The sequence below is a fragment of the Bradyrhizobium sp. genome, from assembly GCF_016462955.1.
Classification (GTDB): Bacteria; Pseudomonadota; Alphaproteobacteria; order Rhizobiales; family Xanthobacteraceae; genus Bradyrhizobium.
The window spans coordinates 5,037-22,357 of record NZ_JAEMSD010000050.1 but is presented as its reverse complement, the minus strand read 5'-3'; the positions used below and the strand labels follow the sequence as shown (position 1 = coordinate 22,357).

Here is a 17,321-nt window from a genome sequence, read left to right as displayed (position 1 = left end):
CCGGCGCCGCCTTCGGCCGCAGCCTGCCGGCACCCGCAGGTCCCGACATCGTGCGCGGCAAGGCACGCTACACCTTCGACACGGCGATCGACGGCCTGCTGCATATCAAGCTGCTCCGCTCGCCCCACGCCCACGCCAGGATCGTCGCGATCGACAGATCGGACGCGCTTCGCGTTCCCGGCGTGCACGCGGTGCTGACGCATGAGGATGCACCGTCGATCCTGATGTCGACGGCGCGGCACGAGAAAGATTGGATGGACCCGGAGGACACCCGAATCCTCGATGACGTCGTCCGCTTCATTGGTCAGAAGGTTGCCGCGGTCGTTGCCGAGACCGAGGCCGCCGCCGAGGAGGCCTGCCGCAGGCTGAAGGTCAGTTACGAGATCCTTCCGGCGCTGATCGATCCCGAGCAGGCGATGGCGCCGGGTGCGCCGATCATTCATCCCGGCCGGACCACCGCCGACCGTGTCGCCAATGCGCAGCGCAATCTCGCCGCGGAGAGGCATGGGCAGTTCGGCGATGTCGCGGCGGCCCTCGCCACGTCTGCCGTCACCTTCGAGGGCACGTTCAGCAGTCACCGGGTGCAGCATGCGGCGCTGGAGACCCATGGCGGCCTTGCCTGGCTCGACGATGCCGGCGTGCTCAACGTCCGCTCCTCGACGCAGGTGCCGTTCCTGACCCGGCGCACGCTGTCGGGCATCTTCGATCTTCCCATGGACAAGGTCCGCGTGTTCTGCGAACGCGTCGGCGGCGGCTTCGGCGGCAAGCAGGAGCTGTTCGTCGAGGACGTTCTGGCGCTGGCCGCGCTCAGGACAGGGCGCCCCGTCAAGCTGGAGCTGACCCGCGAGGAGCAATTCATCGCGACCTCGACGCGGCATCCGATGCGGATTCACATCAAGGCCGGCGCCGATAGCGACGGCAAGCTCACCGCGCTCCAGCTCGACGTGCTGTCCAACACCGGCGCCTACGGCAATCATGCCGGCCCCGTGATGTTCCACGCTCTGTCGGAGTCCCTCGGTGTCTACAATTGCCCGAACAAGCGGGTGGACGGCTACGCCGTCTACACCAACACGGTGCCGGCGGGCGCGTTTCGCGGCTATGGCCTGCCGCAGGCCTTGATCGCCGTGGAGGCCGCGATCGATGAGCTGGCCAGGCAACTCGGCATCAGTCCCTACGAGATGCGCCGGCGCAACGTCGTCAGGCCCGGCGATCCCATGCTGTCGCCGCCGCCGTCCGACTATCACGACGTGCTCTACGGCTCCTATGGGCTCGACCAATGCCTCGACCTCGTCGAGCGCGCGATGCAAGCGGATGGCCTGCAGCCGAAGCTTTCGCCGGAATGGCTGGTCGGCGAAGGCATCGCGCTGACCATGATCGACACGGTGCCGCCGGCCGGCCACTTCGCCGACGCCGTGATCGCGCTCAACGACGACGGCGGCTTCGATCTCACGGTCGGCACGGCCGAGTTCGGCAACGGCACCAGCACCGTGCACCGCCAGATCGCGGCAACGACGCTTGCGACCACCGTCGACAGGATTCGCCTGCGCCAGTCCGACACCGCCCATGGCGGCCACGACACCGGCGCCTATGGCAGCGCCGGCACCTTCGTGGCGGGCAAGGCCACGCATGCGGCGGCCATGCAGCTTGCGACCGAGCTGAAGGCGGCGGCCGCCGCCGCGTGGCTGTGCGACGTGGGCAGCTGCGTGCTCGATGATAACGCGATCGTCAGCGGCGTCCGGCGGATGCCCTTCGTGGAGCTGGCGAAGCTCGCGCACGAACGCGGACAGCCGCTCATGGGCACCGGCAATTCGGATGGCACGCCGCGTTCGGTCGCCTTCAACGTGCAGGGCTTTCGCGTCGCGGTGAACAAGGGCACGGGCGAGCTCAGGATCCTCAGAAGCGTGCACGCTGCCGACGCGGGCGTCGTCGCCAATCCCATGCAGTGCCGCGGTCAGGTCGAAGGCGGGGTGGCGCAGGCGCTCGGCGCCGCGCTTTACGAGGAGATGGTGATCGACGCGAACGGCCGCGTCAGCAATCCGAAGTTCCGCGACTACCACCTGCCCTCCTTCGCCGACGTGCCGCGGACCGAAGTGTTCTTCGCCGAGACGTCCGACACGATCGGGCCGCTGGGGGCCAAATCGATGAGCGAGAGCCCGTACAATCCCGTCGCCGCCGCACTCGGCAACGCGATCGCCGATGCCACCGGCATCCGGTTCACCGCGCCGCCCTTCAAGCCGGACCGGCTGTTTCCCGCGCTGCTCGAGAAGTTCGGTGGCTAGATGGGGTTTCACCTCTCCCGTAGGGAGAGGTCGGATCGCATCGAAGATGCGATCCGGGTGAGGGGTTACAGGCTCACGGTCGGCTGCGGCCCCTCACCCGGATTGCTGTGCAATCCGACCTCTCCCCGACGGGGAGAGGTGAACTTGCCGTCACTGTACTAGTCCGCCGCGCAGCTTGACGGCCCTGCAACTTCGTCCACAAATGCGGCCATGAACAGCTCCGAGCTCCAGCGCATCTCCAACTGGCTGATCGACGGCACTTGGGCGGCTCAGGAGCCGGCCGTAGGGATTGCCGATTTCTGCGAACGGCTGGTCGCGGCCGGCCTGCCGCTGTGGCGGTTCGGCCTCTTCATCCGCACGCTGCATCCCGAAGTTTTCGGCCGCAACTTCATCTGGCAGCACGGCGAGGAAGTCGAAGTCGGCAGCGTCGATTTCGAAATCCTGGACACGCCCGAATTTGCCCGCAGCCCGCTGCGCGTCGTGTTCGAGCAGGGGATAGAGGTGAGAGGACGCCCAAGCGACCCCGACAGCAAGCGATTTCCTTTCCTCGAAGACATGCGCGCCGAAGGCGCGACCGATTATATCGCGGTGCCGATGCCCTTTCTCGACGGCTCCGTCCACGCGACGAGCTGGATCACGCGGCACCCCGATGGCTTCAGCGACGACGACATCGCGGCCATCAGAGCCGTCATAGCGCCGCTCGCACGCATCAGCGAGATCATCACTATGCGTCGTACCGCCGAGATGTTGCTTGACACCTATGTCGGCAATCGCGCTGGCGCGCGCATCCTCGGCGGCCAGATCCGCCGCGGCCACAACGACACCATGCAGGCGGCGATCTGGCTGTCGGACCTGCGCGGCTTCACCGCGCTGTCGGACCGGCTGCCGGCCGAGACCGTCGTCGAGATTCTCAACCAATATTTCGACTGCCAGGTGGCCGCGATCCGCGGCCATGGCGGCGAGGTGCTGAAGTTCATGGGCGACGGGCTGCTCGCGGTATTCCCCATCGACGAATATGTCGGCGATACCGCCCATGTCTGCGCGCACGTGCTGGAAGCGGCGCGCGAGTCCCGTGCCAGCGTCGAGGCGCTCGCCTTTCCGGTCGGCGACATCGTCGAGCGCTTCCGCTTCGGCGTCGCGCTGCATGTCGGCAACATTCTTTACGGCAATATCGGCGGCGGCAACCGCCTCGACTTCACCTGCATCGGCCCGGCGGTCAATCTCGCCGCAAGGCTGGAGAAGATCACGGGGCGCCTGGGGCGAACTGTCGTCGCATCGGAAGGCTTTGCCAATGTCTGCCGCCATGATTGGCACCAGCTCGGCGAATTTCCGATCGCGGGATTTTCCAAGGCGCAGCGCGTGTACGGGCTCGCTGACGAAGCGCAGGCGATGGCCGGCTGAAGCGCTACTCCTCCGGCTCTGTCGTGAACAGCAGCGGATAGCCCTTGGCACGGCCGGCGTCGGTGGCGCGGGTCGCTTTGGTCTCGGCGACATCCTTGGTGAATACGGCTACGACGCAGGCGCCAAGCTTGTGGGCGGTGATCATCACCTTGTAGGCCTGATCTTCAGTCATGCGGAATTCGGCCTTCAGCACCATGGTGACGAATTCGCGCGGCGTGTAGTCGTCGTTGATCAGGATGACCTTGTGCAGCCGCGGCCGCTCGACCTTGGTCTTTGCCCTGGTTTTCGGCTTGGTGACGGGGTCGTTCATCGTTTCCAGAAACCCGGCTCTGATGAGTTCCACCGTTTCATCATATTGCACGCACCCGGGCTTCTCCAAGACGCGTGGTGCGGTGGCTCATGCCGCCGCCGATGGGCAGGAATGCACCGCGCTCTAGGGAAGCGCGCGAACGACATGCAAGGCTGCGATCAGCGCGCCGATGGACAGCACCACCGATGCGATCATGTAGAGGGCCGAGGCGACGGTCTGGCCGCGTTCGATCAGATACCAGGCATCCAGCGAGAACGTCGAGAACGTCGTGTATCCGCCGCAGATGCCGACAGTCAAAAAGATCCGGGCAGCCTGCGGCAGGTTCCATCGCGTCGCGAACAGCGCGGTGAAGGCGCCGATCAGGAATGACCCGGTCACGTTGATGATCAGGGTGCCCCAGGGAAAGTTGGTACCGAAGATCCGGCCTGAACCGATTGCAACGAGATAGCGCACGACCGCGCCGAGCGCGCCGCCGGCGGCGACCGCCAGAATGTATTGGATGTTCAACGTCCCGTCTCCTGGTCTGCTATCTGCATCATTTGTCTGCCGCCAGGCCCTTGCCGACCGCAAGCAATCCCACGAGCGAAACCAGCGCGAAGCCGAGCCCTGCGAGGAACGTTCCTGCCGGGCCGTAGGCGTCCCATAAAGCGCCAGCAATCACGCTGGCGGCCAGCAAGGCAAGCCCGGTGAACAGGTTGAAATAGCCGAATGCCGTGCCGCGCAGGCTCGGTGGGGCAGCATCGGCGACCATGGCCGACAGCAGGCCTTGCGTCAGTCCCATATGCAGTCCCCACAGCACGACGCCGAGCGCGAGGCCCGCAAGGCTCGGCAGCAGCGCCAGCGCGAGGTCGGCGCCGGCGAGGAAGACGAGGCCGAGGGCGAGCAGGCCGGTCCGGTTGATCCGGTCCGACAGCACGCCGGCCGGATAGGCCGAGAGAGCATAGGCGATGTTCATCAGCACCAGCACGGCCGGCACCCACATCACACCCAGTCCGATGTTCTGCGCGCGCAGAATCAGGAAAGCCTCGCTGAAGCGCGCCAGCGTGAAAACGATTCCGACCGCCACGACACGCCAATAGACCGCTCCGAGTTGCCGCATGGCGGCGAGATTGAGCGGGTTTCTTGCAGGTGTTCGGCTTGGATCGGGCTCCGGCTCGTTCACCGCGAAGGCGATCAAACCAAAGGACAGGAACGCCGGCAGCACGGCCACCCAGAACACCAAGGCAAAATCGTCGGCTGTCCACCACATCAGGCCGATTGCGACGAGCGGTCCGAGGAATGCGCCGATGGTGTCGAGCGATTGCCGCAGGCCGAAGCTCGCGCCGCGCAGCCCAACGGGGGCGATATCGGCGATCAGTGCGTCGCGCGGGGCACCGCGAATGCCCTTGCCGACGCGGTCGATGAAACGCGCGGCCACCAGCCATCCGACGCTTGGCGCGAGCGGGAACAGCGGCTTGGTGAAGGCGGCAAGTCCATAGCCGAGCGCGGCGAGCAGCTTGCGGCGGCCGAGCCAGTCCGACAGCGCCCCGGAGAAGATCTTGGTGATCGAGGCGGTCGCCTCGGCGACGCCCTCGATGAAGCCGACCGTGAGCGTGGAGGCGCCGAGCACGGTGACGAGATAGACCGGCAGCAGCGCGTGGATCATCTCGGAAGAGATGTCCATCAGCATCGAGACGAAGCCGAGCACCCAGATCCCCCTGGGCAGCCCGCGACGTGCAGCACTCGGTGTGGTCGTCGTCACGTCTTCGCCTTCTCATCGCCTTCGTCTGCCGGCGCTCGCCATCAGACAACAAAAAACCCGCCATCGGCGGGTTTGTCCATGCTCCCGCCCAAGGCCGAGGCCCAACCATGGCCTTCCTCAAGCAGGAGTCATCAGCCCACTACGGTCGTGGACCGCCGGGCGGTTAGCGGGGGACTCCATCCCCATCTGTGCGGCCAACCTAGCATGGAAATCCCATCGGGCAAGTGGGCGGGGGGTGTCTCCGCGTTCGCCGCCGTCATTCCGGATTCGGCTCATCGAGCCGCCGCGGAACGACTGCGCGTGTGATCGCACCTTGTTCCCGCTTGTCATCGCAATGGCCAAATGACGGCAACGGGCAGCAGCGATGCACTGGATTGTGAAGCGCAAGCGATCTTCATGCTTTGCGGCAAGGCGATTGCATGTCACCATCGCGTCATACGACGGGAGACTGCGATGCGTTTGCTGTTCTCGATCGGGGCTGTGCTGGTGGCCGGCATGTTTGCCGGAGGGGACGTCGCGGGCATCGCGGCACCAGGACTCAAGTTCGAATCACCGAAAAAGCAACCGCAGCGGCTCGCGGCCGACAAGGACGCGCAGATGGTCGATGTCGAGCTGATCCTCGCCGTCGACGTGTCCTACTCCATGGACATGGATGAGCTCGCGATCCAGCGCGAAGGCTATGCGCAGGCGATCCAGTCGAAGGAGTTCCTCCAGGCGCTGAAGCTCGGCCCGAACGGCCGCATCGCGGTGACCTATTTCGAATGGGCCGCCTCCAGCGACCAGAAGATCATCATTCCCTGGCGGCTGGTCGACGGACCGGAGACGGCGGATGCGGTCGCCGCCGAGATCATGAAGACGCCGATCCGGCGTGCGTCGCGTACCTCGATATCAGGCGCGATCAACTTCGCCATGCCGCTGTTCGACGAGGATCCTTATCGCGGCCTGCGCCGCGTCATCGACATTTCCGGCGACGGCCCCAACAACAATGGCGGCCCGGTCACGGTGGCGCGCGATGCCGCCCTGGAGAAGGGCATCGTCATCAACGGCCTGCCGATCATGGCCAAGGAGCCGTCCTACTCGACCATGGATATCGACAATCTCGATCACTACTACGAGGATTGCGTCATCGGAGGTCCCGGCTCCTTCGTCATCACGATCAAGGAGCGCGACAAGTTCAAGGAAGCGATCCGCACCAAGCTGCTGATGGAAATCGCCGGCCGCACCCCGGAGCGGCCCGTGGTGCCGGTTGCCGACAAGGAGCCACGGGTCAACTGCCTGATCGGGGAGAAGATCTGGTCCGACCGCTGGGGGCGTTGACGTCCCCCGGCTGAGACCTTCTGCCCGCACGACGGACGCGTGAGCTTAACCGCCCGTTAACCGGCGCGTGTCCCTAATCGCATGGTTTCTGTTCGTTTCCAGCCGGCATCCTGACATTGCCAAGGGAGCGAAAGCGGGTTTGTCAGGCCCGTCCGAGCAATCCAATGGCCATCGTCACATCGAGCACCAGCCAGATTTCGCCCGCCAACGAGCGGATGTATCGCCAGAGCGCTCTGCTCGGCGACTGGAAGGGCAATTGGGTGGGCAACAACCAGCCCGTCGGCTTCAAGGTCGTCAACATCCGCGGTGCGCGGGCGCAGGTCGAGTACACCCACAACGGACGCACCGAGCGCGGCTTTGCCGAGGTTCAGGGCACGCTCATCACCTTCGGCGGCGTCACGGTCGGCACCAAGGACGGCAAGAACATGGTGATGCTGTTCTCCTTCGGCGGCGCCGGCAAGCAGACCGCGAACCTCGAAAAGCAACAGCCGCCGGCGTCCGACAGCCGCCTCATGGGAAGCTGGGGCGGCTATTCCAGCGAGAACGGCAAGAGCGCGAGCTTCAAGGTGCTCGCCGTCAACGGCAAGGAGGCGCAGGTCAGCGTCACCACCGACGGCGTCACCCGCCAGGGTACCGGCTACGTCTACAAGAACGTCATCATGTTCGGGCAGACGCAGATCGCGACCGACGACGGACAGAACGGCAAGGTCATCTATCAGGTCGGCAGCAAATCCTTCATGGTGCCGGTGACGAAATATCCGCCGGCGGATTCGTCGTCTTCGGTCGACAAGACCGCATAGCCCTTCACGGCAGTGTCCCGCCGGGCCGCGTCAGCGCCTTCAATTGTCGGTCAAGGTGCCGCAGGATCGCGCAGGCCTGTGCGAAATCGCCATCGCCGACGAGCTGCCAGGTTCGGTCGGACTGCTCCATCAAATGCGGGATGGTCAGCGGCAAGCCGGCTGCCTCCTGCAGCGCCCCCTTCTCGTTGATCAGATAGCGCTCGTTGAGCGCGAACAGAACCTGCGCGATGCAGGCGAATGATCTGTAGAGGCAGCCCGCAACGTGGGTCTGCTCGTTGCGGGCGGCTGCAAGCTCGGCGTTCTCGATGCTGAACAGGACTTCCCATTGAAAGCGCCGGACGAGCGCATCGCGCAGAGGCTCCGGATAGGGAAGCGCGATGGATTTGAGCCGTGCGATCAGGCCGTTCGGATCGTGCAGCGGCTGGCAATACGCGATCTCGCCCATCCAGATCGCCGAGCAAAAGCCGTGCGGATGGCCGGGCTGGTAGTCCATCGTAACAAGGCCGGCTTGGCAGGACTTCATCACAGCTTCGACCGCATCGGCGTTGCGATAGAGCAGATCGACCTTGCGGCCTTGCACCGACAGCCACGCGCCGCCGACGATCCATGGCCCCCATTCGCCGACCGGAGTCGCGGTGGTGGCGGCGGGATCGTCGGCGACCTTCTTCGCGGCGGCCAGCACCCGCTCGGTGTCCAGCGGAATCGCAGTCTTGAAATAGAGACCGATATCGTAGTCCGAGGCCGCGTGCGCGCTGCCCCTGGCGCGGGAGCCGCCAAGCACGACGGCTTGAACGCCGGGTACGTCTGCAAGGACGGAATTCAGGCGGGTGAGCAGCGGATCATGCGGCATCAGGCGCGGTTCCCCGAGGACCTGCGGCCGCGACGCCGGCGCAGTCCCTCCGCTGGCATTGATGATGTCCGGAGGGTATAATTTGCATAATACTTGACGGTAGGCGGAATGTTCGACCTCGTACGTTCATGCGCGCTTGCAGCGCTCGCGGTGCTCTGCCTTGGCGGGGAGCCGGCTCATGCGCAAACTTCGCCGATTAGATACTGGATCCCCGGCGGGCCCTTCGGCCTTGGCGGCGGTGCCGGCCAGAGTTCGGACACCTATGGCAGCTTCGCCGGCTTAAATGCCGGCGAGGCCGATTGGCGTACGGGTTCGGCGAACGGGTTCTTCATCGGCAGCGGACGCGCCGATCTGGGGTTGAGCGGCTTCAACCAGGCGGGCTCGTTCGGCAATTTCAGCACGCTCTCCTATGACAGCACGCAGTTCGGCTATCACATGAAGGGCGCGGGCGGGGTGCCAGTCACCTTCTTTGCCGGCTTCGACACGCTGAAATACGGCAACGGCATCGGCAGCTCGCTGGCGCCGCTCACCGGCGCCTCGCCCGGCTATGGCGGATTTGCCGGTGTCGAGTTCAAGCCGACCTCCAATCTCAGCCTGTCGTTCGGCGTCGGCTATGCCCAACAGGATTCGAGCCGCATGGACAGCGATATCAGATCGAACATGCTGCCCGGCGAATCGCCGGCGCTGAGCGGCTTACGGCGTTAGGATTGCATCACGAGGTCCGGCGGGCGCCGCAACGACCTCGGCAGGTTCGGGCCGGTTCCGAAGCGCATCACGATATCGGGACGTCGATCGCCCAGTCCGAGCCAGGTTGCAAATTGCGGCCTGAGCGCTGCGACCTCGACCGGCTGGTTGATGAACGCGTATTTGAGGCCCAGTGCCGTGGCCTGCAGGCCGAAGCGCTGACAGGCGCGGCCGACCGCGATCCAATGCGCCTTGTCGCTGCGATCGGCAGCAAGCACCACGACACCGGCCGAGCTGTCGAGCTGCTCGCGATACTTCTTGTTCTCCCCACTCTCGGTGAAGAACAGCTTCAGAAGCGGCCGCGCCACCCACGATGGCAGCGAGGGATTGCCCGAGGCCGGCGCGAACAGCCCGTCCATGGTCGCGAGCGCCTCCGCCTCGTTGAAACGGATCCAGCTGACGAGCTCGCGCATGAAGGCCTTGTCGTGCATCTGCGCCGAATTGCCCTCGAGCACGTAGTCGGTGACTTTTGCCATCGCCGCGCGCTCGGTGATCACGATCGCCGAGACGCCGGGTTCGCGGCAGGCGTTCTCGAGCTGGCGCAAGATCCCGGGCGCGGCAGGTGTGCCGGCATAGGCCGCACGGGTGCATTGCCTGACCGCAATGGCGTCGGCCAGTGCCGATGCCGCAGGCAGGGCCTCCTCCAGCGCAATCACGATGCGATCGCCGTCGACGACCGGATCGGCGCGCCAGCCCAGCGTGGAGGCGGCGAGGACGAGGTTCTCGGCGGCACAGCCGAGACTGACGTAGATATGATGATCGTCAGGATCGACGGCCGGACAGCGCCGCGTGACGTCAGGCGCAATCGTGATGACATCGCCGCGGGCGGAGAAGATCCAAGGCTGCGTGTTGTGGCTGTTGGCGGCCAACGTCGCAAAGCGGACGAGCTCGCGATCCCTGGGAGCGGCTCGCAGCGGAGCCCATGACGATTTGACCGCCTGGTCATAAGTCATCGCCGCGGCTGCGGCAGGAGAGCCGCCGATCGCCGCCGCAGAAAGCCCGAGCGCGGTCGCCATGAATTGTCGCCGGTTGGCCACGCCTGTCCGCTCCGCTTCGATCGCGCACGACCCTTTTAGCGCAAGGGGACGGCCGCGCGATTGACCGGTGTCAAGGTTGTCGCTCGATTGAGCTTGGAGCCTACCGCACCAGCCGCGCCACCAGCTCGACATGCGGCGTGTGGCGAAACTGATCGACCGGCACCACCGTCTCCAGCCGGTAGCCGCCGTCGATCAGTAGCCGCGCGTCGCGCGCAAAGGTCGCGGCGTTGCAGGATACCGCGATCACTACGGGCACCTTGCTCGCGGCGAGCTTCAGCGCCTGAGCCTGGGCGCCCTGGCGCGGCGGGTCGAACACCACGGCGTCGAAGTCTCGCAGCTCCTGCGGCACCAGCGGGCGGCGGAACAGGTCGCGCGGCTCGGCCCTGATCGGCTTCAGGCCGGACGTGCGCGCCGCCTTCGCAAGCGCTGCGACCGCGCCGGCATCGTTGTCGTAAGCGGTGACGCGCGCCTTTTCGGCGAGCCTCAGAGCGAATGGGCCGACGCCGCAGAAGAGGTCGAGCACCTCCTTGGCCTTGCCGATGCGTTCAGTGACGAGGGCCGCAAGCGTCTCCTCGCCCGCCACCGTCGCCTGCAGGAACGAGCCCGGCGGCAAGATCACCTCGGCGCGGCCCATCCTCACCGCCGGCGGCAGGCGTTGCAGCACCAGCTCGCCGTGCCGCGTCAGTCGCGCTAGGCGGTACTGCTCGGCGACGCGGGACAGCGCTGTGACCAGCGGCGTCGGCAGCGGGCCGGAGCCGCGGACGTCGACGTCGAGGCCGTTCGCGGTCGCCGTGACCTGGATGTCGAGCGGCTTGGTCACCGGCATCTTCGACGTCAGCGGCTCGGCGAGCGCCCAGGCGGCGTCCAATGCCCCGTCGAGTGCGGGATCAAGGATGGGGCATCGATCGATGGGTATGACGTCGTGCGAGCCCGTCGCCGAGAAACCGACCTTGAGGATGTCATGCGTGCCGAAGCGCCCGTGCAGCGTGATGCGGCGGCGGCCCGCGCCATGGGCATCGACCAGCGGCGCCACCTCGCAATCGATGCCGGCCTGGGCCAGCGTCTCGACCACGACGCCGCGCTTCCAGGCGTGATACGGCTCGCTCGCCCAGTGCTGAATCGCGCAGCCGCCGCAGACGCCGAAATGCGGACAGAATGGCGCGATACGTTCGGGGCTTGCGACATCGACCGCGAGCAGCTTGCGGCGGTCCGGATGGTGGCCGACGACGCGATCGACCTCGACGGTCTCGCCGCCGAGCGTATAGGGCACGTAGAGCGCATCGCCCGTGGTGAGGCAGACCCCGTCGCCGCGATGGCCGACATGATCGATGATCAGACGCTCAACCACGGCGCGCGCCCAGGAAGAATTCGATATTGCCGTCGCCGCCCGCAATCGGTGAGGGGAACACCTCGATGCCGGTGCAGCCGAGCGAAACGGCGAAGGCCGCGATGTCGTCGCAGATCTGCCGGTGCACGGCGGCGTCGCGGATGATGCCCTTCTTGTTGTGCTTCCTGTCAGCCTCGAATTGCGGCTTGATCAGCGCCAGCAGGCTCGTCGGTGCGGCCGCGAGCGACAGCGCGACCGGCAGCACCGTCTTCAGCGAGATGAAGCTGACATCGATGACGACGACATCGGGCCGCGCCGGCAGGCGTTTGCCCTCGTAGCTGCGGATGTCGGTCTCCTCCATCGACACGATCTTCGGATGATCGCGCAGCGAGGGATGTAACTGGCTAGTGCCGACGTCGATCGCGAACACCAGGCTCGCGCCGTTCGCCAGCAACACCTCGGTGAAGCCGCCGGTGGAGGCGCCGACATCGAGGCAGACACGGTCCTCGATCTCGATGGGATAGCGCTCCAGCGCGCCGGCGAGCTTGACGCCGCCGCGGGAGACGTAGGGGTGCACGGGCTCGGCCTGGATCACCGCATTCTCGGCGATCGTCTCCGACGGCTTTGAGACCTGCTTGTCGTCGGCCGTGACGAGGCCGGCCTCGATCGCTGCGCGCGCCCGTGCCCGGCTCTCGAACAGGCCGCGCTCGACCAGCAATACATCCGCGCGCTTGCGGGCAGGGGGCATCGGCTTTCTCAAGATGGACCGGCGCTCATGTAGCAACCAATCGCCCGGCCGCCATCCGGACGCAAGTCTCGAACGCCGTGAGATCGCGCCAGGCGTCGATCGGCATCTTGGCCGGCGTCACCAGCGGGCAGCCGTGCAGCTCCAGTGCATGGATCATCATGAGGTTGTCGACGAGGCCGAAATCCTCGACCGTCAGCCCCTGGACGTCGACCAGCCGTTCGCTCTCGGAGGTGACCTCCATGAAGCGCGCGACGCGGTCGGCATAGGCCGCGCCATCGTTGGAATAGGCCAGGCAGAGCTTGCGGCGCCCGGCCATATAGCCGAGCTCGTAGACGGTGCCAGGATCGGCCCCGGCGCCGCGGAACGGGGTGAGGTTGGCGATGATGGCATCGGCCGCGTCCATCATCGCCTCGTTGCCGCAAAAGATCTGCCGCGAAGCATCCGGCGCGGACAGGTCGATTGCGTTGTCGAGGGGATAGAGGCCGGTGAGCCCGTGGGCCGCGCAGATCGCAGCCTTCTGCCGGCCGATCTCGACCGCATCCGGCAGGAACACGTCGGGGCCTGCCAGATAGATCTTCATGGCACGATCGATCGAGAAGACATCGGAGTTGCCGCCAAATCGGCGGTGCAAACCTCTCCCAAAGGGAGAAGTCGCGCCGCAGGCGCGGGTGAGGGGTTACGCTCTCACGAGGGACCTGAACCCCTCACCCGGATTGCACTGGACGATGCTTGGCATCGCCAGGAGCAATCCGACCTCTCCCTACGGGAGAGGTGCGGTTCAGCGTCTGCCGCGACAATCAAGCCAGCTTGACCGTCTCGGCCTTCACGTCCTTGCCGAGCGCTTCGAACACCTTGGCGACGATGCCCTTGGCGTCGAGGCCGGCGCGGGCGTACATCGCCGCCGGCGTGTCGTGGTCCTGGAACACGTCGGGCAGGACCATCGAGCGGAACTTGACCATGCCGGTGTCCAGCGCGCCCTGGTCGGTCAGGAACTGCGCGACATGCGAGCCGAAGCCGCCGACCGAGCCTTCTTCGATCGTGATCAGGATCTCGTGGTCGCGGGCGAGCTTGAGCACCAGCTCGGTGTCGAGCGGCTTCATGAAGCGCGCGTCCGCAATCGTGGTCGACAGGCCAAGAGCGGCGAGCTCGTCGGCGGCCTTCTCGCATTCGGCGAGGCGCGTGCCGAAGGACAGCAGGGCGATCTTGCTGCCCTGGCGGATCATGCGGCCCTTGCCGATCTCGAGCGGTATGCCGACTTCGGGCATCTCGATGCCGCGGCCTTCGCCGCGCGGATAGCGCAGCGAGCTCGGGCGGTCGTCGATCGCGACCTGGGTCGCCACCATGTGCACGAGCTCGGCTTCATCCGCCGCCGCCATGATCACCATGTTGGGCAGGCAGCCGAGATAGGCGTTGTCGAACGAGCCGGCATGGGTCGCGCCGTCGGCGCCGACGAGGCCGGCACGGTCGATGGCGAAGCGGACCGGCAGGCTCTGGATCGCGACGTCATGCACGATCTGGTCGTAGCCGCGCTGCAGGAAGGTCGAGTAGATTGCGCAGAACGGCTTGTAGCCTTCGGTCGCAAGACCCGCGGCGAAGGTCACTGCGTGCTGCTCGGCGATGCCGACGTCGAAGGTGCGGTCGGGGAAGGCCTTGTTGAAGATGTCGACGCCGGTGCCCGACGGCATGGCCGCGGTGATGGCGACGATCTTGTCATCCTTCTGCGCTTCCTTGACGAGGCTCTGGCCGAACACGTTCTGATAGGCCGGCGCGTTCGGCTTGGCCTTGGCCTGCGTGCCGGTGGCGACGTCGAACTTGACGACGGCGTGATACTTGTCGGCGGAGGCTTCCGCCGGGCCGTAGCCCTTGCCCTTCTGCGTCACGACGTGGACCAGGATCGGGCCGGTCTCCATGTCGCGGACGTTCTTCAGCACGGGCAGGAGATGGTCGAGGTTGTGGCCGTCGATCGGCCCGACATAGTAGAAGCCGAGTTCCTCGAACAGCGTGCCGCCGTCCATCATGAAGCCGCGCGAATATTCCTCGACGCGATTGGCGCGGTTGGCGATGACCTTGGGCAGGCGCTGGTTGATCTGCTTGGCGGCCTCTCGCAGCGTGCGATAGGTCTTGCCGGAGTAGAGGCGCGACAGATAGGCGCTCATGGCGCCGACCGGCGGCGCGATCGACATGTCGTTGTCGTTGAGGATGACGATCAGGCGCGAGTTCATCGCACCCGCGTTGTTCATGGCTTCATAGGCCATGCCTGCCGACATCGCGCCGTCACCGATCACGGCGATAACGTTGTTGTTGCCGCCGGCGAGGTCGCGCGCCACGGCCATGCCGAGGCCGGCGGAAATCGAGGTCGAGGAATGCGCCGCGCCGAACGGATCGTAGTCGCTCTCGCTGCGCTTGGTGAAGCCGGACAGGCCGCCGCCGGTGCGCAGCGTGCGGATGCGGTCGCGCCGGCCGGTGAGGATTTTGTGCGGATAGGCCTGGTGGCCGACGTCCCAGATCAGCCGGTCGCGCGGGGTGTCGAAGACGTAATGGATAGCGGTGGTAAGCTCGACCACGCCGAGACCGGCGCCGAAGTGACCGCCGGTCACCGAGACCGCATCGATGGTCTCCTGCCGCAGCTCGTCAGCGACCTGACGAACCTGCTCGACCTTGAGCTTGCGAAGGTCTTCCGGCGTCCGGATGGTGTCGAGAAGCGGCGTCTTACTGTATGCGTTCACGGCGATTTCCAATTTGTCAGCGCCGGAAGGTCATTCCGGTGCGCGATGGGTTTGCACAATATCGGCGCAGCGCGAGTCCTCAACCGTCGGAGCCACCTGCACGGGGCAAGCCCCGTCTTCAAGCTTAGGTCAGCTTAGCTGCGCTCCGGTTCAGTCTCTGTGATCCCTGTCACTTAGATCGGCTTCGTCCGTCCCAAGCCAATTTCATTAGCAATTTGAAGCTCTTGTCGTCGGCAATCGGCGCCCACACAAGGCTTGCAAAAAGCCACACTCAGCGCAGCTTTACACCAAAGCTTGGGCCAAAGCCAACCCGCAGGACCGATTAGGGGTATGCAGGTGCAACTGCCGGGCCAGAGTGGTTAACCCTCGCGCCCCCAGTGGGGATCCATATTGCTCGGTTCCACGGCAGTATCTGCCCGTGGAGCGTGGGCATAGGCGGGGAATAGCCTGGAGAGGAGCTTCTCCCATCCTTGTTCCCGAGTGGACGGGCCGCCCCAGCGGATCGACGGCATCCGATCATGAAAAAGGCAAGGCGAGCCCGGGGCGCCGGCCTTACTGGACGTCGAGCGGCGCCGTGCCGGTGGCCTGGCCGCTGGCATCGGTGGTGATCTTGTCGACGCGCGCTTCCGCCTGACGCAGCAATTCCTCGCATCGCCGCTTGAGGGCCTCGCCCCGCTCATAGATCGTCACGGACTCCTCGAGCGGCACCTTGCCGTCCTCGAGACGCTTCACGATCGTTTCGAGTTCCTCGATCGCGCGCTCGAAGGTGAGCCTGGAGACGTCGACTTGAGTATTTTCGGCCATATCCGGTTCCGATTGCCCGATCCGCTTCAGGTGAAAGAAAGCAGGGTTTTGCGGGCGTAATGTGGCGGGTGCGTCATGCGCCCATCAGGGCGCCGACATGCGCCGTAACAGATTCTTTCAGTCCTTGCAGGTCATAGCCGCCCTCGAGCACCGACACAACGCGGCCGCCTGCGGACTTGTCGGCGAGATCCATCAGCTTGCGCGTCACCCAGGCATAGTCGTCCGCGCGCAGGTTCAGCGAGGCCAGCGGATCGCGATAATGCGCATCGAAGCCGGCGGAGATGATCAGAAGCTCGGGGCTGAATTTCTCGAGCTGCGGCAGGATCAGGTTCTCGAACGCGGAGCGGAATTCCGGGCCGCCGTCCTCGGAGGCGAGCGGCGCATTGACGATCGTGTCGTGATCTCCGCGCTCGCTTTTGGCGCCGGTGCCCGGAAATAGCGGCATCTGGTGCGTCGAGCAGTACATCACGGTCGGGTCCGACCAGAAAATGTCCTGTGTGCCGTTGCCGTGATGCACGTCGAAATCGACGATGGCCGCCCGCTTGATGCCGTACTTGCGCTGCGCGTGGCGCGCCGCGATGGCGACGTTGTCGAAGAAGCAGAAGCCCATCGGCTTGCCGATCTCGGCGTGATGGCCGGGCGGGCGGATGGCGACAAAGGCGTTGCGATGTTCGCCGGCCATCACCGCCTCGGTCGCCGCCACCGCGCCGCCGACGCCGCGCATCACCGCGTCCCACGTGCCCGCCGACATCGAGGTGTCGCCGTCGATATAGACCTGCCCGCTGGTCGGGGCGATGTGGCGCAGCTCGGTGACGTAGTGCTCGTTGTGGCAGAGCGTGACGAGATCGAGATCGCCCTCCGGCGCCTCTTCGCGCACCAGAAACTGGAAGCGCTCATGCGACAGGGCTTCCTCCACCGCGCGCAGGCGATCCGGCCTCTCGGGATGTCCCGGCGGCGTGACATGGTCGAGGCAGGCCTTGTGGGAAAGGAGAAGCGTGCTCATCAGGTCGGCCTCACGGAAGAACGGGCTTTCGACGTCGTTGGCGCATCCGGCGCCAAAACGCAATGTAAAACCCAATCTATGCGCTTGGCCGGGAATGGCAAAGGGTGGTCCCGTTCCGGCCCGTTTGATCCGGATCAATTCACGCGCAGGATGCGGGTCAGCGGCAGCGGACCGACCGGACCATGCGCCCGGAAGAACGCGAACAGCGCGTCGGCGTCGTAGCCGCCATATTGC

General features: G+C 65.7%; 16 protein-coding genes and 1 riboswitch. Of the genes, 5 read left to right on the top strand and 11 right to left on the bottom strand.

Going from position 1 to position 17,321, the window contains the following annotated elements:
* Together JHD07_RS08390 and JHD07_RS08385 are read left to right on the top strand one after the other, a co-directional pair.
* On the top strand, positions 1-2,279 hold a 2,279-nt coding region (locus JHD07_RS08390), incomplete at its 5' end, for a xanthine dehydrogenase family protein molybdopterin-binding subunit (protein WP_291620962.1).
* 210 nt (positions 2,280-2,489) lie between these two features.
* Entirely contained in the window at positions 2,490-3,680 is a 1,191-nt protein-coding gene (locus JHD07_RS08385; protein ID WP_291620960.1) for an adenylate/guanylate cyclase domain-containing protein, read from the top strand.
* A gap of 4 nt (positions 3,681-3,684) precedes the next feature.
* Here JHD07_RS08385 and clpS read toward each other — a convergent pair whose 3' ends face one another.
* The 3 genes from clpS to JHD07_RS08370 form a co-directional block, all read right to left on the bottom strand.
* Positions 3,685-3,990 carry an ATP-dependent Clp protease adapter ClpS gene (clpS, locus tag JHD07_RS08380; RefSeq protein WP_291620964.1) on the bottom strand — a complete coding sequence of 102 codons (306 nt, stop codon included), beginning with the start codon at positions 3,988-3,990 and terminating at the stop codon, positions 3,685-3,687.
* Between the two features lie 123 nt (positions 3,991-4,113).
* Positions 4,114-4,497: a fluoride efflux transporter CrcB gene (gene crcB / locus JHD07_RS08375; RefSeq protein WP_291620959.1), complete on the bottom strand. Its 384-nt coding sequence runs from the start codon at positions 4,495-4,497 to the stop codon at positions 4,114-4,116.
* Between the two features lie 28 nt (positions 4,498-4,525).
* Entirely contained in the window at positions 4,526-5,731 is a 1,206-nt protein-coding gene (locus JHD07_RS08370; RefSeq protein ID WP_291620957.1) for an MFS transporter, read from the bottom strand.
* A 115-nt stretch (positions 5,732-5,846) separates the two neighbouring features.
* A riboswitch (Fluoride riboswitch) is annotated at positions 5,847-5,924 on the bottom strand.
* 260 nt (positions 5,925-6,184) lie between these two features.
* On the opposite strand from JHD07_RS08370, the gene JHD07_RS08365 reads away from it, so the two are divergent.
* Complete coding sequence (locus JHD07_RS08365; RefSeq protein WP_291620954.1) at positions 6,185-7,048, top strand: DUF1194 domain-containing protein; 864 nt, start codon at positions 6,185-6,187, stop codon at positions 7,046-7,048.
* Between the two features lie 164 nt (positions 7,049-7,212).
* Positions 7,213-7,848, top strand: a complete 636-nt coding sequence (locus JHD07_RS08360; RefSeq protein WP_291620953.1) for a hypothetical protein — start codon at positions 7,213-7,215, stop codon at positions 7,846-7,848.
* A 4-nt stretch (positions 7,849-7,852) separates the two neighbouring features.
* On the opposite strand, the gene JHD07_RS08355 is transcribed toward JHD07_RS08360, so the two are convergent.
* Entirely contained in the window at positions 7,853-8,698 is an 846-nt protein-coding gene (locus JHD07_RS08355; protein ID WP_291620951.1) for a nucleotidyltransferase domain-containing protein, read from the bottom strand.
* A gap of 108 nt (positions 8,699-8,806) precedes the next feature.
* On the opposite strand from JHD07_RS08355, the gene JHD07_RS08350 reads away from it, so the two are divergent.
* Positions 8,807-9,403 (top strand): hypothetical protein, encoded by a 597-nt coding sequence (locus tag JHD07_RS08350; protein ID WP_291620949.1) that lies wholly within the window; start codon positions 8,807-8,809, stop codon positions 9,401-9,403.
* Here JHD07_RS08350 and JHD07_RS08345 read toward each other — a convergent pair.
* The 7 genes from JHD07_RS08345 to JHD07_RS08315 form a co-directional block, all read right to left on the bottom strand.
* Complete coding sequence (locus JHD07_RS08345) at positions 9,400-10,479, bottom strand: Tat pathway signal protein (RefSeq protein WP_291620947.1); 1,080 nt, start codon at positions 10,477-10,479, stop codon at positions 9,400-9,402. The genes JHD07_RS08350 and JHD07_RS08345 overlap by 4 nt on opposite strands.
* 100 nt (positions 10,480-10,579) lie before the next feature.
* Entirely contained in the window at positions 10,580-11,827 is a 1,248-nt protein-coding gene (locus JHD07_RS08340; RefSeq protein WP_291620945.1) for a methyltransferase, read from the bottom strand.
* Entirely contained in the window at positions 11,820-12,554 is a 735-nt protein-coding gene (locus JHD07_RS08335; protein ID WP_291620943.1) for a TlyA family RNA methyltransferase, read from the bottom strand. The genes JHD07_RS08340 and JHD07_RS08335 overlap by 8 nt, the downstream gene beginning before the upstream one ends.
* Before the next feature lie 25 nt (positions 12,555-12,579).
* Entirely contained in the window at positions 12,580-13,134 is a 555-nt protein-coding gene (locus JHD07_RS08330; RefSeq protein WP_291620941.1) for a nucleoside 2-deoxyribosyltransferase, read from the bottom strand.
* Between the two features lie 217 nt (positions 13,135-13,351).
* The gene (gene dxs / locus JHD07_RS08325; RefSeq protein WP_291620939.1) at positions 13,352-15,280 is read right to left on the bottom strand and encodes a 1-deoxy-D-xylulose-5-phosphate synthase; all 1,929 of its coding nucleotides are present in this window, start codon (positions 15,278-15,280) and stop codon (positions 13,352-13,354) included.
* 552 nt (positions 15,281-15,832) lie between these two features.
* A complete protein-coding gene (locus tag JHD07_RS08320; RefSeq protein WP_008132970.1) occupies positions 15,833-16,084 on the bottom strand; it encodes an exodeoxyribonuclease VII small subunit in 252 nt (83 codons plus the stop codon).
* 73 nt (positions 16,085-16,157) lie between these two features.
* On the bottom strand, positions 16,158-17,087 hold the full coding sequence (locus tag JHD07_RS08315) for a histone deacetylase family protein (protein ID WP_291620869.1): 930 nt from the start codon (positions 17,085-17,087) through the stop codon (positions 16,158-16,160).
* Positions 17,088-17,321: the final 234 nt, after the last annotated feature.